Source organism: Agrobacterium sp. MA01, from assembly GCF_009650195.1.
In the GTDB taxonomy this organism is placed as follows: domain Bacteria; phylum Pseudomonadota; class Alphaproteobacteria; order Rhizobiales; family Rhizobiaceae; genus Allorhizobium.
Map to the genome: position 1 here is coordinate 2,129,632 of NZ_CP045854.1, position 17,169 is coordinate 2,146,800.

At 60.8% G+C, this 17,169-nt stretch carries 21 protein-coding genes and 1 tRNA gene; 13 read left to right on the plus strand and 9 right to left on the minus strand.

What is annotated here, in order from left to right; translation table 11 throughout:
• Positions 1-9: 9 nt before the first annotated feature.
• Both GH983_RS10365 and GH983_RS10370 read left to right on the plus strand, forming a co-directional pair.
• Positions 10-1,080: a FecCD family ABC transporter permease gene (locus tag GH983_RS10365; protein ID WP_371418483.1), complete on the plus strand. Its 1,071-nt coding sequence runs from the start codon at positions 10-12 to the stop codon at positions 1,078-1,080.
• On the plus strand, positions 1,080-1,871 hold the full coding sequence (locus tag GH983_RS10370) for a heme ABC transporter ATP-binding protein (RefSeq protein WP_153762360.1): 792 nt from the start codon (positions 1,080-1,082) through the stop codon (positions 1,869-1,871). Before GH983_RS10365 ends, GH983_RS10370 begins: the two co-directional genes overlap by 1 nt.
• A 319-nt stretch (positions 1,872-2,190) precedes the next feature.
• Here the strand turns inward: GH983_RS10370 and GH983_RS10375 are convergent.
• The 5 genes from GH983_RS10375 to GH983_RS10395 form a co-directional block, all read right to left on the minus strand.
• Positions 2,191-2,266, minus strand: a tRNA-Lys gene (locus GH983_RS10375).
• A 149-nt stretch (positions 2,267-2,415) separates the two neighbouring features.
• Positions 2,416-3,333, minus strand: coding sequence for a PhzF family phenazine biosynthesis protein (locus GH983_RS10380; protein WP_153762361.1), 918 nt, complete (start codon positions 3,331-3,333; stop codon positions 2,416-2,418).
• Positions 3,334-3,409: 76 nt separating this feature from the next.
• Positions 3,410-4,147, minus strand: a complete 738-nt coding sequence (locus GH983_RS10385) for an NUDIX hydrolase (protein ID WP_153762362.1) — start codon at positions 4,145-4,147, stop codon at positions 3,410-3,412.
• A complete protein-coding gene (locus GH983_RS10390; protein ID WP_069043777.1) occupies positions 4,144-5,253 on the minus strand; it encodes an endonuclease/exonuclease/phosphatase family protein in 1,110 nt (369 codons plus the stop codon). The genes GH983_RS10385 and GH983_RS10390 overlap by 4 nt, the downstream gene beginning before the upstream one ends.
• 99 nt (positions 5,254-5,352) lie before the next feature.
• Positions 5,353-6,576, minus strand: a complete 1,224-nt coding sequence (locus GH983_RS10395; RefSeq protein WP_153762363.1) for a PLP-dependent aminotransferase family protein — start codon at positions 6,574-6,576, stop codon at positions 5,353-5,355.
• 201 nt (positions 6,577-6,777) lie between these two features.
• Between GH983_RS10395 and GH983_RS10400 the strand changes: the two genes are divergently transcribed.
• Positions 6,778-7,965, plus strand: a complete 1,188-nt coding sequence (locus GH983_RS10400; protein WP_153762364.1) for a GGDEF domain-containing protein — start codon at positions 6,778-6,780, stop codon at positions 7,963-7,965.
• Positions 7,966-8,038: 73 nt separating this feature from the next.
• On the opposite strand, the gene ilvC is transcribed toward GH983_RS10400, so the two are convergent.
• Both ilvC and GH983_RS10410 read right to left on the minus strand, forming a co-directional pair.
• Positions 8,039-9,058: a ketol-acid reductoisomerase gene (ilvC, locus tag GH983_RS10405; protein WP_054151077.1), complete on the minus strand. Its 1,020-nt coding sequence runs from the start codon at positions 9,056-9,058 to the stop codon at positions 8,039-8,041.
• 23 nt (positions 9,059-9,081) lie between these two features.
• Entirely contained in the window at positions 9,082-9,768 is a 687-nt protein-coding gene (locus GH983_RS10410; protein WP_153762365.1) for a TetR/AcrR family transcriptional regulator, read from the minus strand.
• A 404-nt stretch (positions 9,769-10,172) separates the two neighbouring features.
• Between GH983_RS10410 and GH983_RS10415 the strand changes: the two genes are divergently transcribed.
• The 6 genes from GH983_RS10415 to GH983_RS10440 all read left to right on the plus strand — a co-directional run bounded on the left by GH983_RS10415 (position 10,173) and on the right by GH983_RS10440 (position 12,346).
• Entirely contained in the window at positions 10,173-10,412 is a 240-nt protein-coding gene (locus tag GH983_RS10415; protein ID WP_054151765.1) for a hypothetical protein, read from the plus strand.
• 103 nt (positions 10,413-10,515) lie between these two features.
• Positions 10,516-10,764 (plus strand): hypothetical protein, encoded by a 249-nt coding sequence (locus GH983_RS10420; RefSeq protein WP_054151764.1) that lies wholly within the window; start codon positions 10,516-10,518, stop codon positions 10,762-10,764.
• Positions 10,765-10,878: 114 nt separating this feature from the next.
• Positions 10,879-11,127 carry a hypothetical protein gene (locus GH983_RS10425; protein WP_069041904.1) on the plus strand — a complete coding sequence of 83 codons (249 nt, stop codon included), beginning with the start codon at positions 10,879-10,881 and terminating at the stop codon, positions 11,125-11,127.
• 101 nt (positions 11,128-11,228) lie between these two features.
• Positions 11,229-11,477 carry a hypothetical protein gene (locus tag GH983_RS10430; RefSeq protein WP_153761720.1) on the plus strand — a complete coding sequence of 83 codons (249 nt, stop codon included), beginning with the start codon at positions 11,229-11,231 and terminating at the stop codon, positions 11,475-11,477.
• Between the two features lie 101 nt (positions 11,478-11,578).
• Positions 11,579-11,827 carry a hypothetical protein gene (locus GH983_RS10435; protein WP_069041169.1) on the plus strand — a complete coding sequence of 83 codons (249 nt, stop codon included), beginning with the start codon at positions 11,579-11,581 and terminating at the stop codon, positions 11,825-11,827.
• Positions 11,828-11,959: 132 nt separating this feature from the next.
• Complete coding sequence (locus GH983_RS10440; protein ID WP_069041168.1) at positions 11,960-12,346, plus strand: DUF4087 domain-containing protein; 387 nt, start codon at positions 11,960-11,962, stop codon at positions 12,344-12,346.
• On the opposite strand, the gene GH983_RS10445 is transcribed toward GH983_RS10440, so the two are convergent.
• Positions 12,347-12,811 carry an Lrp/AsnC family transcriptional regulator gene (locus GH983_RS10445; RefSeq protein ID WP_054151742.1) on the minus strand — a complete coding sequence of 155 codons (465 nt, stop codon included), beginning with the start codon at positions 12,809-12,811 and terminating at the stop codon, positions 12,347-12,349.
• Between the two features lie 164 nt (positions 12,812-12,975).
• On the opposite strand from GH983_RS10445, the gene GH983_RS10450 reads away from it, so the two are divergent.
• On the plus strand, positions 12,976-13,689 hold the full coding sequence (locus tag GH983_RS10450; RefSeq protein WP_069041166.1) for an aspartate/glutamate racemase family protein: 714 nt from the start codon (positions 12,976-12,978) through the stop codon (positions 13,687-13,689).
• A 14-nt stretch (positions 13,690-13,703) separates the two neighbouring features.
• Here the strand turns inward: GH983_RS10450 and GH983_RS10455 are convergent, their stop codons facing one another.
• Positions 13,704-14,456 carry a pyridoxine 5'-phosphate synthase gene (locus GH983_RS10455; RefSeq protein WP_153762366.1) on the minus strand — a complete coding sequence of 251 codons (753 nt, stop codon included), beginning with the start codon at positions 14,454-14,456 and terminating at the stop codon, positions 13,704-13,706.
• A gap of 243 nt (positions 14,457-14,699) precedes the next feature.
• Between GH983_RS10455 and GH983_RS10460 the strand changes: the two genes are divergently transcribed.
• The 3 genes from GH983_RS10460 (at position 14,700) to GH983_RS10470 (ending at position 17,164) form a co-directional block, all read left to right on the plus strand.
• Complete coding sequence (locus tag GH983_RS10460; RefSeq protein WP_153762367.1) at positions 14,700-15,677, plus strand: hypothetical protein; 978 nt, start codon at positions 14,700-14,702, stop codon at positions 15,675-15,677.
• A 181-nt stretch (positions 15,678-15,858) separates the two neighbouring features.
• On the plus strand, positions 15,859-16,545 hold the full coding sequence (locus GH983_RS10465; RefSeq protein WP_054151739.1) for a MerR family transcriptional regulator: 687 nt from the start codon (positions 15,859-15,861) through the stop codon (positions 16,543-16,545).
• Positions 16,546-16,651: 106 nt separating this feature from the next.
• Complete coding sequence (locus GH983_RS10470; RefSeq protein ID WP_153762368.1) at positions 16,652-17,164, plus strand: DUF4405 domain-containing protein; 513 nt, start codon at positions 16,652-16,654, stop codon at positions 17,162-17,164.
• Positions 17,165-17,169: the final 5 nt, after the last annotated feature.

A 17,169-nucleotide genomic window follows, 5' to 3' on the forward strand; every position in this document is an offset into this window, starting at 1 on the left:
CTGGCCCTGATGTCGACCCTCGGCAGGCGTGACGGAGATCGCTCCGCTCTCGGGTTTATCGTCGTTGCCCTGCTGGCAGTTCTGCTGGCGATCGCCGTCTTCGTTTCGATCGTGATCGGTCCAACCGGCGTCGGCCTGCCGCATCTGATCGCCTATGTGACCGGCGATCATGCGAGCATGGACCAGCAGAACCTGATCATCCTGGAAGCTGTGCGCCTGCCACGCACCGGCATGGGCCTCCTGATCGGCGCAGCACTGGGTGTCTCCGGCGCCATGATGCAGGGCCTCTTCCGCAATCCGCTGGCCGACCCCGGCATCGTCGGGGTCACTTCCGGGGCAGCACTTGCCGCCGTGATCGCCATCGTGCTTGGGCCCACACTGCTATTTCCGTTGCAGGTCGTGTTCGGCGAACAGTTTCTGCCGCTGATGGCCTTCCTCGGTGGTCTCGGCAACACTTTCCTGCTCTACGTCATCGCCACCCGTAACGGCCAGACATCGACGACAGCCCTGATCCTCTCGGGGATCGCGATCGCCGCCATGACAGGGGCTGCCACCGGCCTCCTGATCTTCATCGCCGATGACCGGGCGCTGCGCGACATCACTTTCTGGTCTCTCGGCTCATTGAGCGGCGCGACGACGGACAAGATCATCGCCATCCTGCCCTTCGTTGTCTTCGTGCTGGCGATCATCCCCTTCGTCGCACGCGGCCTCGACGCACTGATCCTCGGTGACGCCGCAGCCTTCCACATGGGCGTGCCCGTGCAGCGGCTGAAGCGTCTGACGATCCTCGCCGTGGCAGCCGCCTGTGGCGCAACCGTCGCCGCTGCCGGCTCGATTGGCTTCATCGGCATCGTCGTGCCGCATCTGCTGCGTCTCGCGATCGGTCCGTCGCATCGCTTCCTGCTGCCGGCTTCAGCGCTCGGCGGGGCAGCCTTGCTGCTTCTCGCTGATACGGTCGCCCGCACCATCGCCGCACCGGCAGAACTGCCGATCGGCATCATCACCGCGATCCTCGGCGCGCCCGTCTTCCTGATGCTTCTGCTCGGCAAACAGGGCCGCCAGGCCATGGAGGGTTTGTAATGATCCGCGCACACGACATCACGATCAGCCGCGGTGGACGCGTTCTCGTCGACAAGGTCAGCCTCCATCTGGAAGCGGGCAAGGTCACCGTGATCATCGGCCCCAACGGGGCGGGCAAGTCCACCCTCTTGAAGACCCTTTCTGGCGAGATGCGCCCCGACCACGGCGACATCCTTTACCAGGACCGGCGTATCGCCTCGCTGAGCCCCGTGGAGCTCGCCCGAGAGCGGGCAGTGCTGCCGCAATCCACAGCACTATCCTTCCCCTTCACGGCGCTTGAGGTGGTGCGCATGGGCGCCGTTGCGCATGGCAGCCGCGATCCGAATCTTGCGGGACGCCAGGCGCTCATCCGTGTGGGGCTGAGTGGCTTTGAGGGGCGCAGCTACAACGCGCTATCAGGTGGCGAACAACAGCGCGTGCAGCTGGCCCGCGTGCTGGCACAGATGCCCGAGCCTGTTCTTGACGGTCGTCCGCGCGCGATCTTCCTCGACGAGCCGACGGCAAGCCTCGATATCGGTCACCAGATCTCGGTTCTTGAGCTCGCCCGTGACTTTGCCCGACGCGGCGGTGTCGTCCTGGCCATTCTGCACGACCTCAACCTTGCCGCCGAATTCGCAGATCATTTGGCCGTCCTTCACCACGGCAAACTCATCCGGGAAGGCCACCCGAAGGAAACCATCGACGATGGGACCATCGCGCATGTCTACGGCATTGCTGGCAGTGTCGGACGGCTGCCGAGCGAGGCGATACCCTATGTCTTGCCCCAGGCCCGCTTCAACGCGACACGCTGAGCCGGCTACCTCGGTTGTCCACAGTTATCCACAGGGCAAAACCAACGAACGCGCACAAAAAACCGCAACGAACCAGGAACACACGCGACCAGGCGTGAGAACGCCTAGCGAACATCGGCGACCAGAGCGACAGATGTCCGCCCGCTTTTTCCAGCGACTTTTTGATAGCCGGCTAAGCTGGTTTGTGACTCGGCAGGAAGGGCTTGCCGAACGACCAGTCAGGTTGATTATCGCCATCCAGGCACGCCCTGAAGACACCAACAAACCCGAGGTGCGCAGAACTGCGCATAAGGCCAACATATTGTTTTGAAGAAGAAAATGGTGGGTGATGTAGGGCTCGAACCTACGACCCGCTGATTAAGAGTCAGCTGCTCTACCAACTGAGCTAATCACCCGCCTGACACCGTTTCCGGTCTCGTCCGCCCCGTTTCTGGTGGCGTGACCGGGCGTATAAACAGGATCTGCGACCTTGTCTAGCGCCGCTGCAAAAATTCTTGGCCGTTTGGTCAAAAAAATTTCAAAAACCTGGAAATACCCAATGTTTTCAGAGATCCAGCATGCCCGTGGCCAAGCGGACGGCCTGACCACCGATCCGCGCCCGCGAGACCGCGCCGTCTTTCACATCGATATGCAGGTGAATGTAGGAAGGGCGTCCCATCTCCACACCCTGCTCGATCATCATCGGGTGATGACCGTCCGGCAGTGCGTCGAAATGATGGATGGCGCCTGAAAGCGCTGCCACGGCAGACCCAGTCGCGGGATCCTCGTGAATGCCCATATCGGGCGAGAACATCCGCGCATGGAATTTTGCGGCATGATGCACCCCGCCGCGACAATAGATGTAAGCTGACGTCAGCCGTCCCTCGCTCATCGGCGCCACGCGTTCCCACAGTTGCGGCTCGAATTCGACGCTCTCGATCGTCGCCACATCGTGCAGAGGCACGAGAAGAAACGGGACGCCGGCACTCCACACCATCGGCACATGGTTTTCAAACCCTATGGCGCTGGCCTTGACGGACAACGCATCGGCAAGCCCCTGCCGATCCAATTGCAACTCATGGCGGCTCGATAGGCGCGGCAGGTCGAATTCGGCGAAGCTTGCCTCCCCCGGCCTGACCCGGACGGCACAGCGCACAGGACCAATCGTCTCCTCCAGCACGGAAACGAGATCCATGTTGGCGGTCTCGCCGCTATAGGCGCGCTCGGCCAGCGCAATCGCGCTACCCACCGTCGGGTGCCCGGCAAAGGGCAGTTCTCGGCCAGGGGTAAAGATCCGGATCCGGGCGGTGTGCGATGCGTGATCGGCGGGCTGGACGAAAACGGTCTCCGAGAGGTTCATCTCTCCGGCAATTGTTTGCATCATCTCGTCGGACAGGCCGGCACCGTCGAAGATCACAGCGAGCGGATTGCCCGCCAGTTTGCGGTCGGTGAACACGTCATAGATGGCATACTGTCTCGCCACGGGCCTATCTCCGTTGAAGGTCACGCTCGCGGCACACACTGCCCGAGGCGAAACGGCAAGGCAAGCCGAGCCCCGATCATCCTCGATCCTGAAAATACCAGCCGAGAATCGGCAGCATCGCGGCCCCGTAACGCTGCGCTGCAGGATCGCCAGAGCGGATCACGATCGCACGGGAGATTTCCGGCTCCGAACAATCGCGGGCAAAGGCGTCGATCCGATCGGCAAGAGCCTCCGCCGTCTCCGAAAACGTGAAGACGCGTGCCAAGGTGAGGCGTCGCGAGCGATAGCTGGCGTAAAGCACAGGATCGGCATGCGCCAGATCAAGATCGAGCCCTGTCTCCTCCATCACCTCGCGCCGCATGTTGCCCTCGATGTCGCAGGCCCCGTCAACGACATCGGACAAGTCGAGCGAGCCCGCCGCAAAATAGACCTGTCCGGGATTGGCGGTGTGCGGCGCCATCTCGACCGCGACCAGCGCCCCGTCGGATGAGACGATGACGGGATAGCCGAACAGGTGACAGGCACCGGCAAGCTCCGGCTGGCGCCGCCACCAGAGGAAGGTGGCAAAATTCGACACATGGCCGAGTGCCTCAAGATGCCCATCGCGATAGCGGATCTGACGCTGCAGGATCATCCGGCCGTTGAAGAGTGCCGGGTTCGCCGTCACCTCACGCTCCCAGTTGGCAGAGATGGCAGTGCTCTGAGTGAGGTCCAGCGGATGCGGATCGGCTGCCACCCTGAGCGCCAGCGAGCGAACCGGATACAGGCTGCCATCGGTCGGCAGGCCAACCTCGTCAGTCAAGAGATCGCTCATGGCAGATGCAAGGTGATGGCAATCGGGCAGTGGTCGGATGCCTTGGGCCGGTCCCATCCGGTACGCGGATAGCGTTCGACCTCCTGCCCCGGCGGAAAGGGTGTGCGGAATGGCTGACCGTTGCGGATGACCTCTGGTAGCGCCTGCGGATTGGCCTGTGCGAGCCCTTTGGAAAGCCAGATATAGTCGAGCTGACACAGGTGCTGCTCTTCGGGTCCGCGCGAATGATAGAGCGTCCAGCGATCGAGCGGGTCCCGCCGCAGCATGGGGTTTTCGGCAAAACCGTCATGTGAGAACACATCGAGGGCACTCGGCAGGTCCGGCCGGTGGACGTAGTCATAGCCCGAGCGCCGATCGCCGATCACGTCGATGCGCTCCTGATAGTCGTTCATGTCGCCGCAGATCACGAAGTTGTGCCGCGAAGCACTCTCTGACCCGAAACGATTCTCGATGATGTGCCGTACCGCCTTTGCCTCGGCCTCGCGGATCGGCATGGTCGAGGTGCGGCCATCCATTCCATCACGGCCATTGGTCATCGACTTGAAATGCACCACATAGACCGTCAGTGGCCGACCACCAACGCGCAGGTCGAGTTCCAGGCAGTCGCGTTTGAAGATCCGGTCATCTGGCCGGATCCGCTCCCCGAGCCCCGGATGATAGAGGCCGAGATCGTGATAGGTGAGCGCTGCATGGCTGGTGACGTCGCGCAGCTCGATCGGCTGACCGTCGCGGGTCTTCTCCCGCATCAGCACGGCAACGTCGATGCCGCGGCTGTCATTACCCTCGACCAGATATTTCTGCCGATAACCCGAGCCGATCATGCGGAAGAGATAGCCGTATTCGAAGGCCTTGAGCGCCTCCATGTTGTCGACCTCCTGCAGGCACAGGATGTCGGCATTGGTGTCGGCAATCGCCAGCGCCGAGAGCTGCCGGGTGTCGTCGGTGGAGGATACGACCCGCGCCGCTTCGAGCCGCTGGTAGTCGGCTTCCGACTTGATGTCGAACAGCTTCAACACCCGATCGGATTTCAGCTGGTTGCGATAGCCGGTGAAATCGAAGCGGGCGATCAGGTTTTCGATGTTGAAGGTCGCGATGCGAATGGACATGAACACCTGACGGGAGGTCGGTTGCGAAAGCGGCGGATCGACGGCAGTCAATCACGCCCCTTCCGTATCCGCAACCCAAAGCAGGCGCGCCTAAAGCCGTCAGGCCGCCTGGGCCAGCGCATGCCCGACGAGCCGGCCCAGACGACGAATGCCCTCCTCGATCATCGCTTCGTTGGCGCAGGAATAGGAAAGCCGGATCGTATTGGCACCGGAACGATCGGCAAAGAAGGCTTGGCCCGGCACGAAAGCCACCTTTTCCGTCTCGACCGATCGCGCCAGCAACTCCGCGCCGTCCATACCCTCCGGTAGCGTGACCCAGACGAACATCCCGCCCTCGGGCCGCGTCCATTCGGTTCCATCAGGCATGTATTTTTCCAGCGCCGCCAGCATGACATCGCGGCGCGCCACATAGGCTGCCCGTATCTTCGCAATCTGTGCCGGAAAGTGCTTTGCGGCCACCTCGGCCACGACCATCTGGTTGATCGTCGAGGAATGCAGATCCGCCGCCTGCTTCATCAAAACCAGCTTGCGGATGACCGGCTTGGCAGCCACGACATAGCCGACGCGCAGACCCGGTGCCAGCGTCTTGGAAAAGCTGCCGCAATAGATGGTCCGGCAGGCGTCGATGCCGCCGCTGCGGGCAATGTCGAGCGCAAGGATGGGCGCGATGGCCTCGCCGTCATAGCGCAGATGTTGATAGGCCGCGTCTTCGATCACCGGAATGTCGAGCTCGTCGGCCAACGCCAGGATCTGGTGCCGCTCCTCAAGGCTGACAGTCTGACCCGTCGGATTGGCGAAATCGGTGGAGAGATAGGCAAACTTCACGGCACTCCCCTGCGTCGCCGCCTCCGCCCTGTAGCTCTCGGGCGTCCGGTTTCCGATCGACAGCTGATCATAGGCAGGCTCGTAGGCATTGAAGGCCTGCAACGCGCCGAGATAGGTCGGCCAGGTCACAAGCGCCGTGTCGCCGGGCGACAGAAACAGCTTCCCGAGATAGTCGAGCGCCTGTTGCGAGCCTGACGTGATGAAGATGTTGTCGAGCTCGCAGGCGATGCCCAACCGCCCCATTTCCTCCTTCAACCAGGCACGCAGCGGCAGATACCCCTCAGACACCGAATACTGCAGCGCGCCGCCGGCCTTTCCATCGGCAAACAGGCCGGCATAAGCCTCGGCAAACTCCCGTTCGGGAAAAAGTGCCGGATCGGGAATGCCGCCTGCAAACGAGATGATGTCAGGCTTGTCGAGGAGCTTCAGGAGCTCTCGAATTTCGGAGGCGCGCATGCGGGACGAACGCGTGGCAAAGACATGATCCCAGTTCAGCATCGGTGTTTCCTCAAGACTTGTTGTTATCTGAGGCAGCAGACCATGAAAACCTCGATAGGTCAACAATGCTGACCTATCGAGGTTGGCCGCGGCACTTTACAGTTTGGCAACCATGTTGCTGCTGTTTCTTCAGGCAAGCCTAAAACGCGAGATGATTCGCTCTATAGTCTCCGCAACAGTGAAAGGATCCGCCACTTGCCGATGCAAAAGCTTACCCTGCCGATGGTCGGCATCGACAATGAAGCGGATCCGCCCTGGGAGCATCTGAGCACTCTCTTCCATGTATTCCCCCACATCGTCGCAGCCATCGCGATCCTGTCGGCCGCCATCCTCCCATATATGGAGGGTCGGACGTTCGAGGTCCTGGTCGTGTTTGCGATCCTCTCCCTGCAGGTGATCATGCGAGGGGTTGCCGACCTTGGCTTCCGGCGACGGCATCCATCCGACACGGCGCAGAAATGGCTCAAGCGATTCACCCTTGTCTCGGTCCTTTCGGGCGTCGCCTGGGGCGCTTCACTTGCCATCCTCTATAGCGGCGGCAGCCCCGACACGCAGGTGGTCATCCTCGCCATCGGTTGCGGCATCCTCCAATCGAGTGCGGCACGCGCCTATATGGCGCCCCGTTCTACTCTGCTGGTCATTTTCGTGATGATCGCCGCGATCAACCTGGTCGCGGTCCGCGAGGGCAACTGGATCATGGTTCCGATCTGCCTCGCCTATGTCGGCTTTCTCGCCAGCTACATGATCCGGCTGATCGCCATGGACGAGAGACGCCTGGCGGCAGAGACGAAGACCCGAACGCTGGTGGCAGCCCTGGCCGAAAGCAACGAGAAACTCACCTATGCCAACGAGCAATTGCGCCGTCATGCCGAGACCGACGCCCTGACGGGCCTTGGCAACAGGCGTGGCTTCGACGTGCAGTTAAGCCATCGTCTCGGTCGATACCGCAATGACCGCGAACCTCTGGCGCTGCTCCTGATCGACATCGACCACTTCAAACTCTTCAACGACACCCGGGGCCACCAGGCCGGGGACGCTGCACTTCAGGTGGTGGCGGAAGTGATCGCTGCATGCATGCGGGACGTCGACGGCACGGCTGCACGCTATGGCGGAGAAGAATTCGCCGTCGTCCTGCAGGGCAATCATGCGCTGCAGCCGGCTGTCTTCGCGGAAGATCTGCGCAAACGCGTCGCGTCCCTGTTCCTGCCGACGGCCGATGGTGGATCAGCGGACCTGACTGTCAGCATCGGCTTGGCAACCGCTGGCCCTGAAGACGATGAGCGCAGCCTGATCGCCCTTGCCGATCGCAGGCTATACGATGCCAAGGCCTGCGGCAGGAACAGGGTCTTTGACACCGACCATGAGGAAAGGCTCGTGGGCTCCGCCTGAGCACGCCACACGGATACGAAAAAGCCGGAGAAGTTTCCCTCTCCGGCCTCTCATTCATCCCTGAAGATGAAGATCAGTTGCGGGCCTTGTCGACCAGCTGGTTCTTGGCGATCCACGGCATCATGCCGCGCAGCTTGGCACCGACTTCTTCGATCTGGTGGCTGTCGTTCATGCGGCGGATACCCTTGAAGCGGGCAGCACCGGCACGGTATTCCTGCATCCAGTCCGAGGTGAACTTGCCGGTCTGGATGTCGTGCAGCACGCGCTTCATTTCAGCCTTGGTTTCAGCCGTGATGATGCGCGGACCGGTGACGTATTCGCCCCACTCGGCGGTGTTGGAGATCGAGTAGTTCATGTTGGCGATGCCGCCTTCATAGATCAGGTCGACGATCAGCTTCACTTCGTGCAGGCACTCGAAATAGGCCATTTCAGGCGCGTAGCCGCCTTCGACCAGCGTCTCGAAGCCAGCGCGGATCAGCTCGACGAGGCCGCCGCAGAGAACGACCTGTTCGCCGAAGAGGTCGGTTTCGCACTCTTCCTTGAAGGAGGTTTCGATGATGCCCGAACGGCCGCCGCCAACGCCACAGGCGTAGGAGAGAGCGAGTTCAAGCGCGTTGCCCGAACCGTTGTGATGGATTGCTACGAGGCAGGGAACGCCGCCGCCCTTCTGGTATTCGCCGCGAACCGTGTGGCCGGGGCCCTTCGGAGCGATCATGACAACGTCGACGGTCGACTTCGGCTCAATGAGGCCGAAATGGACGTTCAGGCCGTGCGCGAATGCGATGGCGGCGCCGTCGCGGATGTTCGGTGCGATGTCGGCCTTGTAGATGTCGGCCTGGAGTTCGTCCGGGGTCGCCATCATCATCAGGTCGGCCCAGGCGGCAGCTTCGGCAACCGTCATGACCTTGAGACCATCGGCTTCAGCCTTCTTGATGGTCGGCGAACCGGCCTTCAGGGCAACGACGAGGTTCTGGGCGCCCGAATCCTTGAGGTTCAGCGCATGGGCGCGGCCCTGCGAACCGTAGCCGATGATGGCAACCTTCTTCGACTTGATCAGGTTCAAGTCGGCATCACGATCGTAATAGACGCGCATTGTAGTGTCCTTCCCTATGCTTTTCAGTTGTGGTGGATGTTGTTGATCGGAGAGCCGGAACGGGATGCCCCATCCAGGCCCGCCAGTACGCGGTCGGTCCCGTAGAGAGCGAGAAAGGCGGAAACCGCCTTCGCCGCCCGGGCGCCGAATTTGTGGGTCTGCGGCGCCTCGCCGAGCAGCATGCGGACATGCAGATCGCTGACGATCAGGCCGTAAAGGGTACGGTACGCGTCCTCGCCATCGCCGAAACGCAACAGGCCGTCTCGCTGGCCGGCATCGAGCAGCGCCCTTGCCCGGCGATCGATCTGGCGCCGACCACGCTCCAGAAGCAACGTGCCGAGCTTCGAACCGTCACGGCTCGACTGGCCGATGGCCAGCCGGTTGAGGGCGAGCGAAACATCGCCGGCGAGAACCTCGAGCAGATCCTGGGCAAAGACCTCCAGATGATCTGTAAGGGTGGCAACAGTCAGGCGCTCACCCGGCCGCTCAAACGTCCGTACCTTGCTGGCTTGATAGGAAATCATCGCTGACAGCAGACCATCGCGGTCGCCGAACCATTTGTAGAGGCTTTCCTTGGAGCAATTGGCAGCGCGCGCCAGACCGGCCGTGGTGACTGCCTTGTCGCCGCCCTCCACGAGGAGACGCAGAGCCTCCGCCAGAACGGCGTTCTGACGCGGCGTGAATTCCGAGGTCTGATTGTCGATGGACATGGCCGGCTCCTGGTACCGTACGGTACGGTTCGCACGCTTTATGTACCGCGGAGGCGGGCGGGTCAAGAATGAATTTGCGAAAAAAGCAAGCAGATGCCTCAGGAAGGAGATCCTGTTTTGAGCATCACCCCCTCCCCTTTCACCCCACCAAGTTGTCACAAAAGGGTGATTGTGACAAAAAATAATCGTTGTATGTCATAGTTAAATGACGGTGCATTTGCAGCCTAACCCGCTGTTTTTCCTCACCTCACCCTTCAAGTATCCTCCGTGATACCGGGTACTCTCACCGAACCAATCAGTTCGATTGTGCGCAAAGGGGTATTGATTTCTCCAGCGCCATACGCCAAATACATCTCATCGAACCGAGCAGTTCGATAAAGCAAGGTTCTAAAGGCTTACACACTATGAAGACCATCGCAGCAGCACTCCTGACCACCATCGCAGCCGCTTCGGCCGCTTTCGCGATCGAGCCAGTCCCAGGCTCAATCACCTATGGCGGTGCGCAGCCAAGGCTCGAACAGGCCCCCGCCGGTTCGAACTTCTTCCACACCTTCCATCTCAACGGCACGGAAGTCCATGAGATCTACAAGGTGAATGCAGACCGGACCGTCTCCATCGTCTCCCGTTCCATGGCGAACGACTGACGGCACGCAAGACGATCCCCATCACGGGTAGATGCTACCCATCAATACAATCTAGAGCTGAACGCCTGAGGCTGAGCTCAATTCAAGATAAGGAACTATGACCATGAAGACCATCATCTCTGCCGCCCTCATCACCCTCGCAGCCGGCTCGGCCGCTTTCGCTTCCGTTCAGCCGATCCCGGGCTCGATCACCTATGACAACGCCAATGTTCAGCTCGAGAAGGCACCTGTTGGTTCGACCTTCTTCCACACCTTCTCCAACGGTGACGGCCGCGACGTTCGCGAAGTCTACAAGGTCAACGCCGACCAGACGGTAACCCTGGTCGATCGTCAGATCTCCAACGCTTCGTAATCGAAGCGTTCAACCCAACACGCCTCCCAAGACGTGAAGACCTCCAGCGGCAGGCTCGACCCTCTCCACCGCCCCGAGCCGCCGCCCACAAAACGCTACACAAGGAATACGACCATGAAGACCATCATCTCTGCAGCCCTCATCGCCCTCGCTGCCGGCACCTCCGCTTTCGCCTCCGTCCAGCCGATCCCGGGCTCGATCACTTATGACAATGCCAATGTTCAGCTGGAAAAGGCCCCGGCCGGTTCGACCTTCTTCCACAACTTCACTGACGGCAGCGGCCATGACGTCAGCGAAGTCTACAAGGTCAATGCCGACAAGTCGGTGACCCTCGTTAACCGCCAGATCTCCAACGCTTCGTAATCAGCGTCTCCCAGGACGCAAAACCCTTCGGCGGCAGGCTCGGCCCCTCCCCCACTGCCACTGAGCCGCCGCCAACCCAACGCTACACAAGGAATATAACCATGAAGACCATCATCTCTGCAGCCCTGATCACCCTCGCAGCCGGTTCGGCCGCCTTCGCTTCCGTCCAGCCGATCCCGGGCTCGATCACCTATGACAACGCAAACGTTCAGCTGGAAAAGGCACCTGTTGGTTCGACCTTCTTCCACACCTTCTCAGACGGCAGCGGTCGTGACGTCAACGAAGTCTACAAGGTCAACGCCGACCAGTCGGTGACCCTCGTCACCCGCACGATCTCCAACGCTTCGTAATCAGCGCGCCTCCCAAGACGCGACACCCTTCGGCGGCAGACTCGGCCCCTCCCCCTCTGACACTGAGCCGCCGCCAACCCAACGCACAAAGGAATATAACCATGAAGACCATCATCTCTGCAGCCCTGATCACCCTCGCAGCCGGTTCGGCAGCCTTCGCTTCCGTCCAGCCGATCCCGGGCTCGATCACCTATGACAACGCAAACGTTCAGCTGGAAAAGGCACCTGTTGGTTCGACCTTCTTCCACACCTTCTCAGACGGCAGTGGTCGTGACGTGAACGAAGTCTACAAGGTCAATGCCGACCAGACGGTGACCCTCGTCACCCGCACAGTTTCCAACGCTTCCTGATCCAAGGGTGCGTGGTGGGCCTCGGGGCATCAGTCCCGGGGCCTTTTTTTTGCATTTGCGATAGTGTCCAGACTTGGTCATTCCCAGCGCCAAAGGTGATGGGTATGGTGCGGCGAAATCTAGGAAAACACCATGCGCACCAAACACCTCCTCATCTGCCTTGCCCTGACACTTGCCGGAACCTCGGCCCTCTCCGCCAAGGAAAACCGCTGCGGCTGGATACAGAATCCGACCCCCGGAAATTACTGGCTCGATGATGGCGAAGGCTCATGGATACTGATGACGCAAGGCTCCGAGATCGAGCCGCTCGGCATGGAGAACATGCCTGATTTCACCACAGGGGATTTCGTCCAGACGAACGGCTACTATGGCTATGCCTGCGGCTGTATCGAGGCTGAAACCGAGCGCAGCAGCGATTTTGGTGACAGCTTCCTCGGCAGGATCTCGGCCATCTACGCCGTGAAGCAGTTGCCGATCAGCCAATGCCGCGCCGACAAGGCCCTGCCCTCGCCGGAATAATCACCGCGCGTAATCGACAGGAACGGCCAGCCCCTGCTTGAGAATTTCCATAGAGATTGATGCCGAAACGTCAAAGAGTTCGACGCGCTTCACCAGCCGGCGATAGACGACGTCGTAATGCTCGACGCGCGGCAGCACCAGCTTCAGGATATAGTCGTAATGCCCCGTCAATCGATGGGCTTCGACAATCTCCGAGATATCGCTGATCGCGCGGCGAAACTCCTCGATCCAGTCGTCGGCATGATGGGCTGTCTTCACCAGGGCATAGACCGTGGTCGGCACACCGATTCTCTCGCGATCGAGGACGACGATGCGCCGGGCGATATAGCCCTGCTCCTCCAGCTTCTGGATCCGCCGCGAGCAGGCAGACGTTGACAAGGCCACGCGCTCAGCGAGATCCGCAACCGCAATGCTCGCATCCTGCTGCAGCAGATCGAGAATCTTCCTGTCTCTTTCGTCAATCACGCCACATCTCCCCGGCCCAAACCCATGAATGCGCAAATAATCTGCGCGATCCCCTCATATCGCGCCAACTGCCATGCGCCAAGGGCTGTTCTCTATCCGATCATTGCAACCCAATTGCGCCGAATTCGCATCATCATCTTCGCATCAAATGACGGAGACGAGACATGAAGACGATTGGCTTGATTGGCGGGATGAGTTTCGAAAGTTCGGCGGTCTATTACCGCCAGGTCAACGAGGCCGTCCGCGCCCGCCTCGGCGGCCTCACTTCGGCAGAGGTCCTGATGCACTCGGTGAACTTTGCGGAGATCGTCGCACTGCAGAAGGCCGGCCGCTGGGACCTTGCCGCGAAGCGTCTGGGCGACGTCGCAACAGGCCTGGAAAAGGCCGGCGCGGACTGCGTTCTGATCTGCACCAACACCATGCATCTCGTCGCCGACGAGGTGCAGGCACGGATCGACGTACCACTCATCAACATCATCGATGAAACCGCCCATGCATTGAAGGCCGGCGGCGCAAAACGCCCGCTGCTGCTCGCAACACGCTACACCATGGAACAACCGTTTTACGCCGAGCGCATGAAGCGCCACGGCATCGAGATCATGGTGCCGGATGCGGAAGGGCGGACCGTCACCCATGATGTCATCTTCGAAGAGCTCTGCGCGGGCCGGGTTCTCGACACGTCACGCGACAAGCTGAACGGAATCATCGAACAGGCCAAGGCTGAAGGTGCCGACAGCGTTATCCTCGGCTGCACGGAGATCTGCCTCATCCTCGACCCGACGACACTTCAGCTGCCCGGCTACGACTCGACGACCATCCATGCCGAAGCGGCCGTTACCTTCGCACTGCAAGGCGATCGCGACATCCGGGCTGCCTGATTAGTGGCCTGCGTTCAGATCGTCTGGCCGCAGGCGCGGCAGAACCGCCGGACGGTTTCGGCCATACCGTATTCCAGGGCATCGGCGGTCAGGCCGTGACCGATCGAGACTTCGGCAAGATGCGGGATGCGCTTGACCAGAAGCGGCAGGTTGGCAACCGTCAGGTCGTGCCCGGCATTGACGTCGAGCCCCTCGGCGCGGGCGGCATCTGCCGTCAATCCGAGCAGTTCGACCTGGCGCAGAGCCTCATCCGGATTGTCGTAGCAACCGCCATAGGGGCCGGTATAGAGCTCGACGCGCTCGGCACCGGTCGCCTTTGCAAGCGCCATCGGTTCGGACCGCCCATCGCCATCAACAAAGAGCGACACCCGCATGCCCTTGGCGCGAAGCCGCGACACGACACGCTTGAGAAAATCCTGATGCGCGACAAGGTCCCAGCCATGGTCGGACGTCGCCTGCGATGGGTCATCAGGCACCAGGGTGACCTGCTCCGGCTCGGTTGCCTCGCAGAGCGCCAGGAAATCCTCGCTCGGATAACCTTCGATGTTGAACTCGGCCGTGGGGAACGCGTCGTCGATCAGAGCCCGCAGCACCGGCAGATCGCTGAAGCGGATATGCCGCTGATCCGGGCGTGGATGCACCGTCAGGCCACTGGCACCAGCAGCAAGGGCAATACGGCCGAGACCGGCCACGTCAGGCCAGGGAAGATCCCGGCGGTTGCGAAGCATGGCGATGGCATTGAGGTTGACGGAAAGCTTGGCAGGCATGGCGGCATGATCCGGCGATGAAGAGGTCTGGGGCATCCTTACGGCATCGCGGTATCGAAGGCCAACGAGAATCGCAAATGCTCCGATGCGGGAAATTGATGAATGGCAATCGCGTCCACCCCCTAGACTTTAAGGTATTGACGCCTGGCCCCCATCCTTTAGTCAGGTCTCGATTGTGACGGATCGCACAATGCGCACTATCGGATGACGGCGCAGGCGTCCCCTGCGGCGGTTGGAGCAAGCATGTTGACGGAAACCGGGATCGATGGCGAGCAGGTTTCGGACGCTCTGCAGCGGGTGTTGCGGAGCAGGACATTCGCACGCTCAGAGAGGCTGCGCTCCTTCCTCAAATTCATCGTCGAGATGGAGCAACTCGGCCTGTCGCATCAGTTGAAAGGCTACACGATCGGCATCGATGTGTTCAGCCGCAATCACGGCTTCGATCCGGGCACAGATCCGCTGGTCCGTGTCCAGGCCGGAAAGTTGCGCAAGCTGCTGAACCAGTTCTATGCCTGCGAGGGCCGCGATGATCCGCTACGCATTCGCATTCCGCTCGGCGGTTATGTTCCGGTCTACGACCGCGTCGCATCGCAAGCCAGCATGGTCCGTGAGCGCGACCTCGAATTGATCGAGACCACCTTCGCTGATGTCGAGAGCCCTGCTCTCGCCGACGACAAGGCCTCAATTCCAAGGCTTTTCATCCGCCGCCCGGACGGCGACGATCTCATCGCCTCGATCTTCGTCAATGCGACCCGGCTCTGGAGCACGAGGCTCTGGGCGGTCTGCATCGCCGGCCCGAGTGAAAAACCCAGTTTCGAAGGCGGAGCACCGCATCCCCTCCATTTCGAATTGAAGGCGCATAGTCTCGGCACCGAGCTCAAACTCGGCCTGCGCCATCTCCGCTCCGGCAGCGAGGTGCCGATCAGCATGGGCGTCTGCGAGACTTCCGGCGACAGTCTGGAAATCGGTGCGCTGGCGAACGGCTTTGCCGGAGCAAACCTCACGATACCGGGTTCGATCTATCGCTTCTGCCACAAGAACGATCTATCGACGGGACAGATGCAGTGCCTCGACGCCACCTATCGCTATACGCTGGAGCGTTCGGATGCGAGCTATATCACTGCCCGTCAGTCCCAGCAGCAATGGGCCGGCCTCGGCCAGAGCAGCGAGATCATCACCGAGATGACGAGGCTGATCGCCCTTTCCTCCCTGCCACGCTGAGCCACGCGTTCCAGACATGAGGCGCAATTCCCTTTTGCGAAAACTTATTTTAAGGATTTCAAATATACTATAATCTTCAATCAGACGGCGATTCGAGATGCAGCGGGGTCAGCGAGACAGCACAGCAAAAGAGGAACTATCGGCTTCAGCAGACGCGTTGGCACTGAACATGGAGGGGTACATGCCGCACGGAACACACCATCTGCAACCGATCACCAGCGTATCCAGTCAGCCTAACAAGGCATTTCTCTTGCCGGACCTCGTCCAGACGAGAACCCCACCGAAAGAGCCGGTCGCGATTGCCGAAATGGCAGAGTTCTTCGGCGTCACCCACCGAACGCTGCATTTCTACGAGGAAAAGGGCCTGCTCACCGCCCGACGCATGGGCCTGATGCGGGTCTACGGATGCGATGAAATCGCCCGGATGGCGCTGATCAATGTGTGCCGAGAGGTCGGCATGTCGGTCTCGCTCATCCAGGACCTGTTCGAAACACTCTCGACCGCCACCTCGACAAGCGAAGCAAACCTGATTCTTGAGGAAGCCCTGCTCGGCCGTCGCCGTGAACTGGCGTCAAACCTTTCGACGGTCCACCGTCAGCTCCAGCAACTCAATGCCCTGCTCGACCACGAAGAGGTCGAAGCCGGTCAGTTGAACACGGAACAGAAGGGGCCAACCCTGACCGAGACGGAAGCCCGCTGCCTGCAGTTGATGGTCGAAGGCTATACGCCGATCCGGATCGCGCGGACGCTCGAACTGAAAACCGAAGAGGTCAGTACCGTGGAGGCGAGCATCGTCGGCAAACTCCAAGCGCAAAACCGCTTCCAGGCCGTGGCGAAAGCCGTTCTTCTCGGTTTGGTCGCCAATTGAAGACCAGCCCTGGTCTTGTCCATCATCAATAGTGGAGGAAGTTTAACGGGACAGCGGCTGCAGCTGGAGCTAGGAGCGGGTCATACCCAAAGACTGAGGTCGCCCCATGCCGAGTATCCTGTCCCGTTATGCAACCCCCTTCACCACCGGCCTGTTCCTGATCTCACTGATCTCCGGGATAGCCCTGTTCTTTCACTACGGCACGACCGCCTTCCGCGAGATGCATGAATGGCTGAGCCTTGTTCTCATTCTGCCTTTCGTCCTGCATGTCTGGAAAAACTGGCGCCCGTTCCTCGCCTATTTCAAGCGCCTGCCGATGACCCTGTCGCTCGGCCTCTGTCTGGTCACCGGCCTCGCCTTCGCCTGGCCTGCCATCACAGGTTCGGCAAGCGGTAGCGGTGGAAATCCGGCTTTTGCCATGATCAATATCATCGCAGCCGGCACGCCGGGTGAGGTTGCACCTCTGCTCGGAAGATCTGAAGCCGAAGTGGTCGATGGGCTGAAACAGAAGGGCTTTGCGGCAGCGGATGGCGCTACGAGCCTGTCGGAGATCGCCGAGGCGTCCGGCAAGGACAACGTGGAGCTGATGGCGACGCTGACCGCCCTCAAGGCGAAGTGACCTAG

Bases quoted from the DNA above. Each gene is read 5' to 3' on its own strand.
- GH983_RS10385 (WP_153762362.1), bottom strand. From the start codon at position 4,147: ATGAGCGATCTCTTGACTGACGAGGTTGGCCTGCCGACCGATGGCAGC.
- GH983_RS10370 (WP_153762360.1), top strand. From the start codon at position 1,080: ATGATCCGCGCACACGACATCACGATCAGCCGCGGTGGACGCGTTCTC.
- GH983_RS10390 (WP_069043777.1), bottom strand. From the start codon at position 5,253: ATGTCCATTCGCATCGCGACCTTCAACATCGAAAACCTGATCGCCCGC.
- GH983_RS10450 (WP_069041166.1), top strand. From the start codon at position 12,976: ATGAAGACGATTGGCTTGATTGGCGGGATGAGTTTCGAAAGTTCGGCG.
- GH983_RS10440 (WP_069041168.1), top strand. From the start codon at position 11,960: ATGCGCACCAAACACCTCCTCATCTGCCTTGCCCTGACACTTGCCGGA.
- GH983_RS10465 (WP_054151739.1), top strand. From the start codon at position 15,859: ATGCCGCACGGAACACACCATCTGCAACCGATCACCAGCGTATCCAGT.
- GH983_RS10435 (WP_069041169.1), top strand. From the start codon at position 11,579: ATGAAGACCATCATCTCTGCAGCCCTGATCACCCTCGCAGCCGGTTCG.
- GH983_RS10460 (WP_153762367.1), top strand. From the start codon at position 14,700: ATGTTGACGGAAACCGGGATCGATGGCGAGCAGGTTTCGGACGCTCTG.
- ilvC (WP_054151077.1), bottom strand. From the start codon at position 9,058: ATGCGCGTCTATTACGATCGTGATGCCGACTTGAACCTGATCAAGTCG.
- GH983_RS10470 (WP_153762368.1), top strand. From the start codon at position 16,652: ATGCCGAGTATCCTGTCCCGTTATGCAACCCCCTTCACCACCGGCCTG.
- GH983_RS10430 (WP_153761720.1), top strand. From the start codon at position 11,229: ATGAAGACCATCATCTCTGCAGCCCTGATCACCCTCGCAGCCGGTTCG.
- GH983_RS10395 (WP_153762363.1), bottom strand. From the start codon at position 6,576: ATGCTGAACTGGGATCATGTCTTTGCCACGCGTTCGTCCCGCATGCGC.
- GH983_RS10365 (WP_371418483.1), top strand. From the start codon at position 10: ATGTCGACCCTCGGCAGGCGTGACGGAGATCGCTCCGCTCTCGGGTTT.
- GH983_RS10420 (WP_054151764.1), top strand. From the start codon at position 10,516: ATGAAGACCATCATCTCTGCCGCCCTCATCACCCTCGCAGCCGGCTCG.
- GH983_RS10415 (WP_054151765.1), top strand. From the start codon at position 10,173: ATGAAGACCATCGCAGCAGCACTCCTGACCACCATCGCAGCCGCTTCG.
- GH983_RS10455 (WP_153762366.1), bottom strand. From the start codon at position 14,456: ATGCCTGCCAAGCTTTCCGTCAACCTCAATGCCATCGCCATGCTTCGC.
- GH983_RS10400 (WP_153762364.1), top strand. From the start codon at position 6,778: ATGCAAAAGCTTACCCTGCCGATGGTCGGCATCGACAATGAAGCGGAT.
- GH983_RS10410 (WP_153762365.1), bottom strand. From the start codon at position 9,768: ATGTCCATCGACAATCAGACCTCGGAATTCACGCCGCGTCAGAACGCC.
- GH983_RS10425 (WP_069041904.1), top strand. From the start codon at position 10,879: ATGAAGACCATCATCTCTGCAGCCCTCATCGCCCTCGCTGCCGGCACC.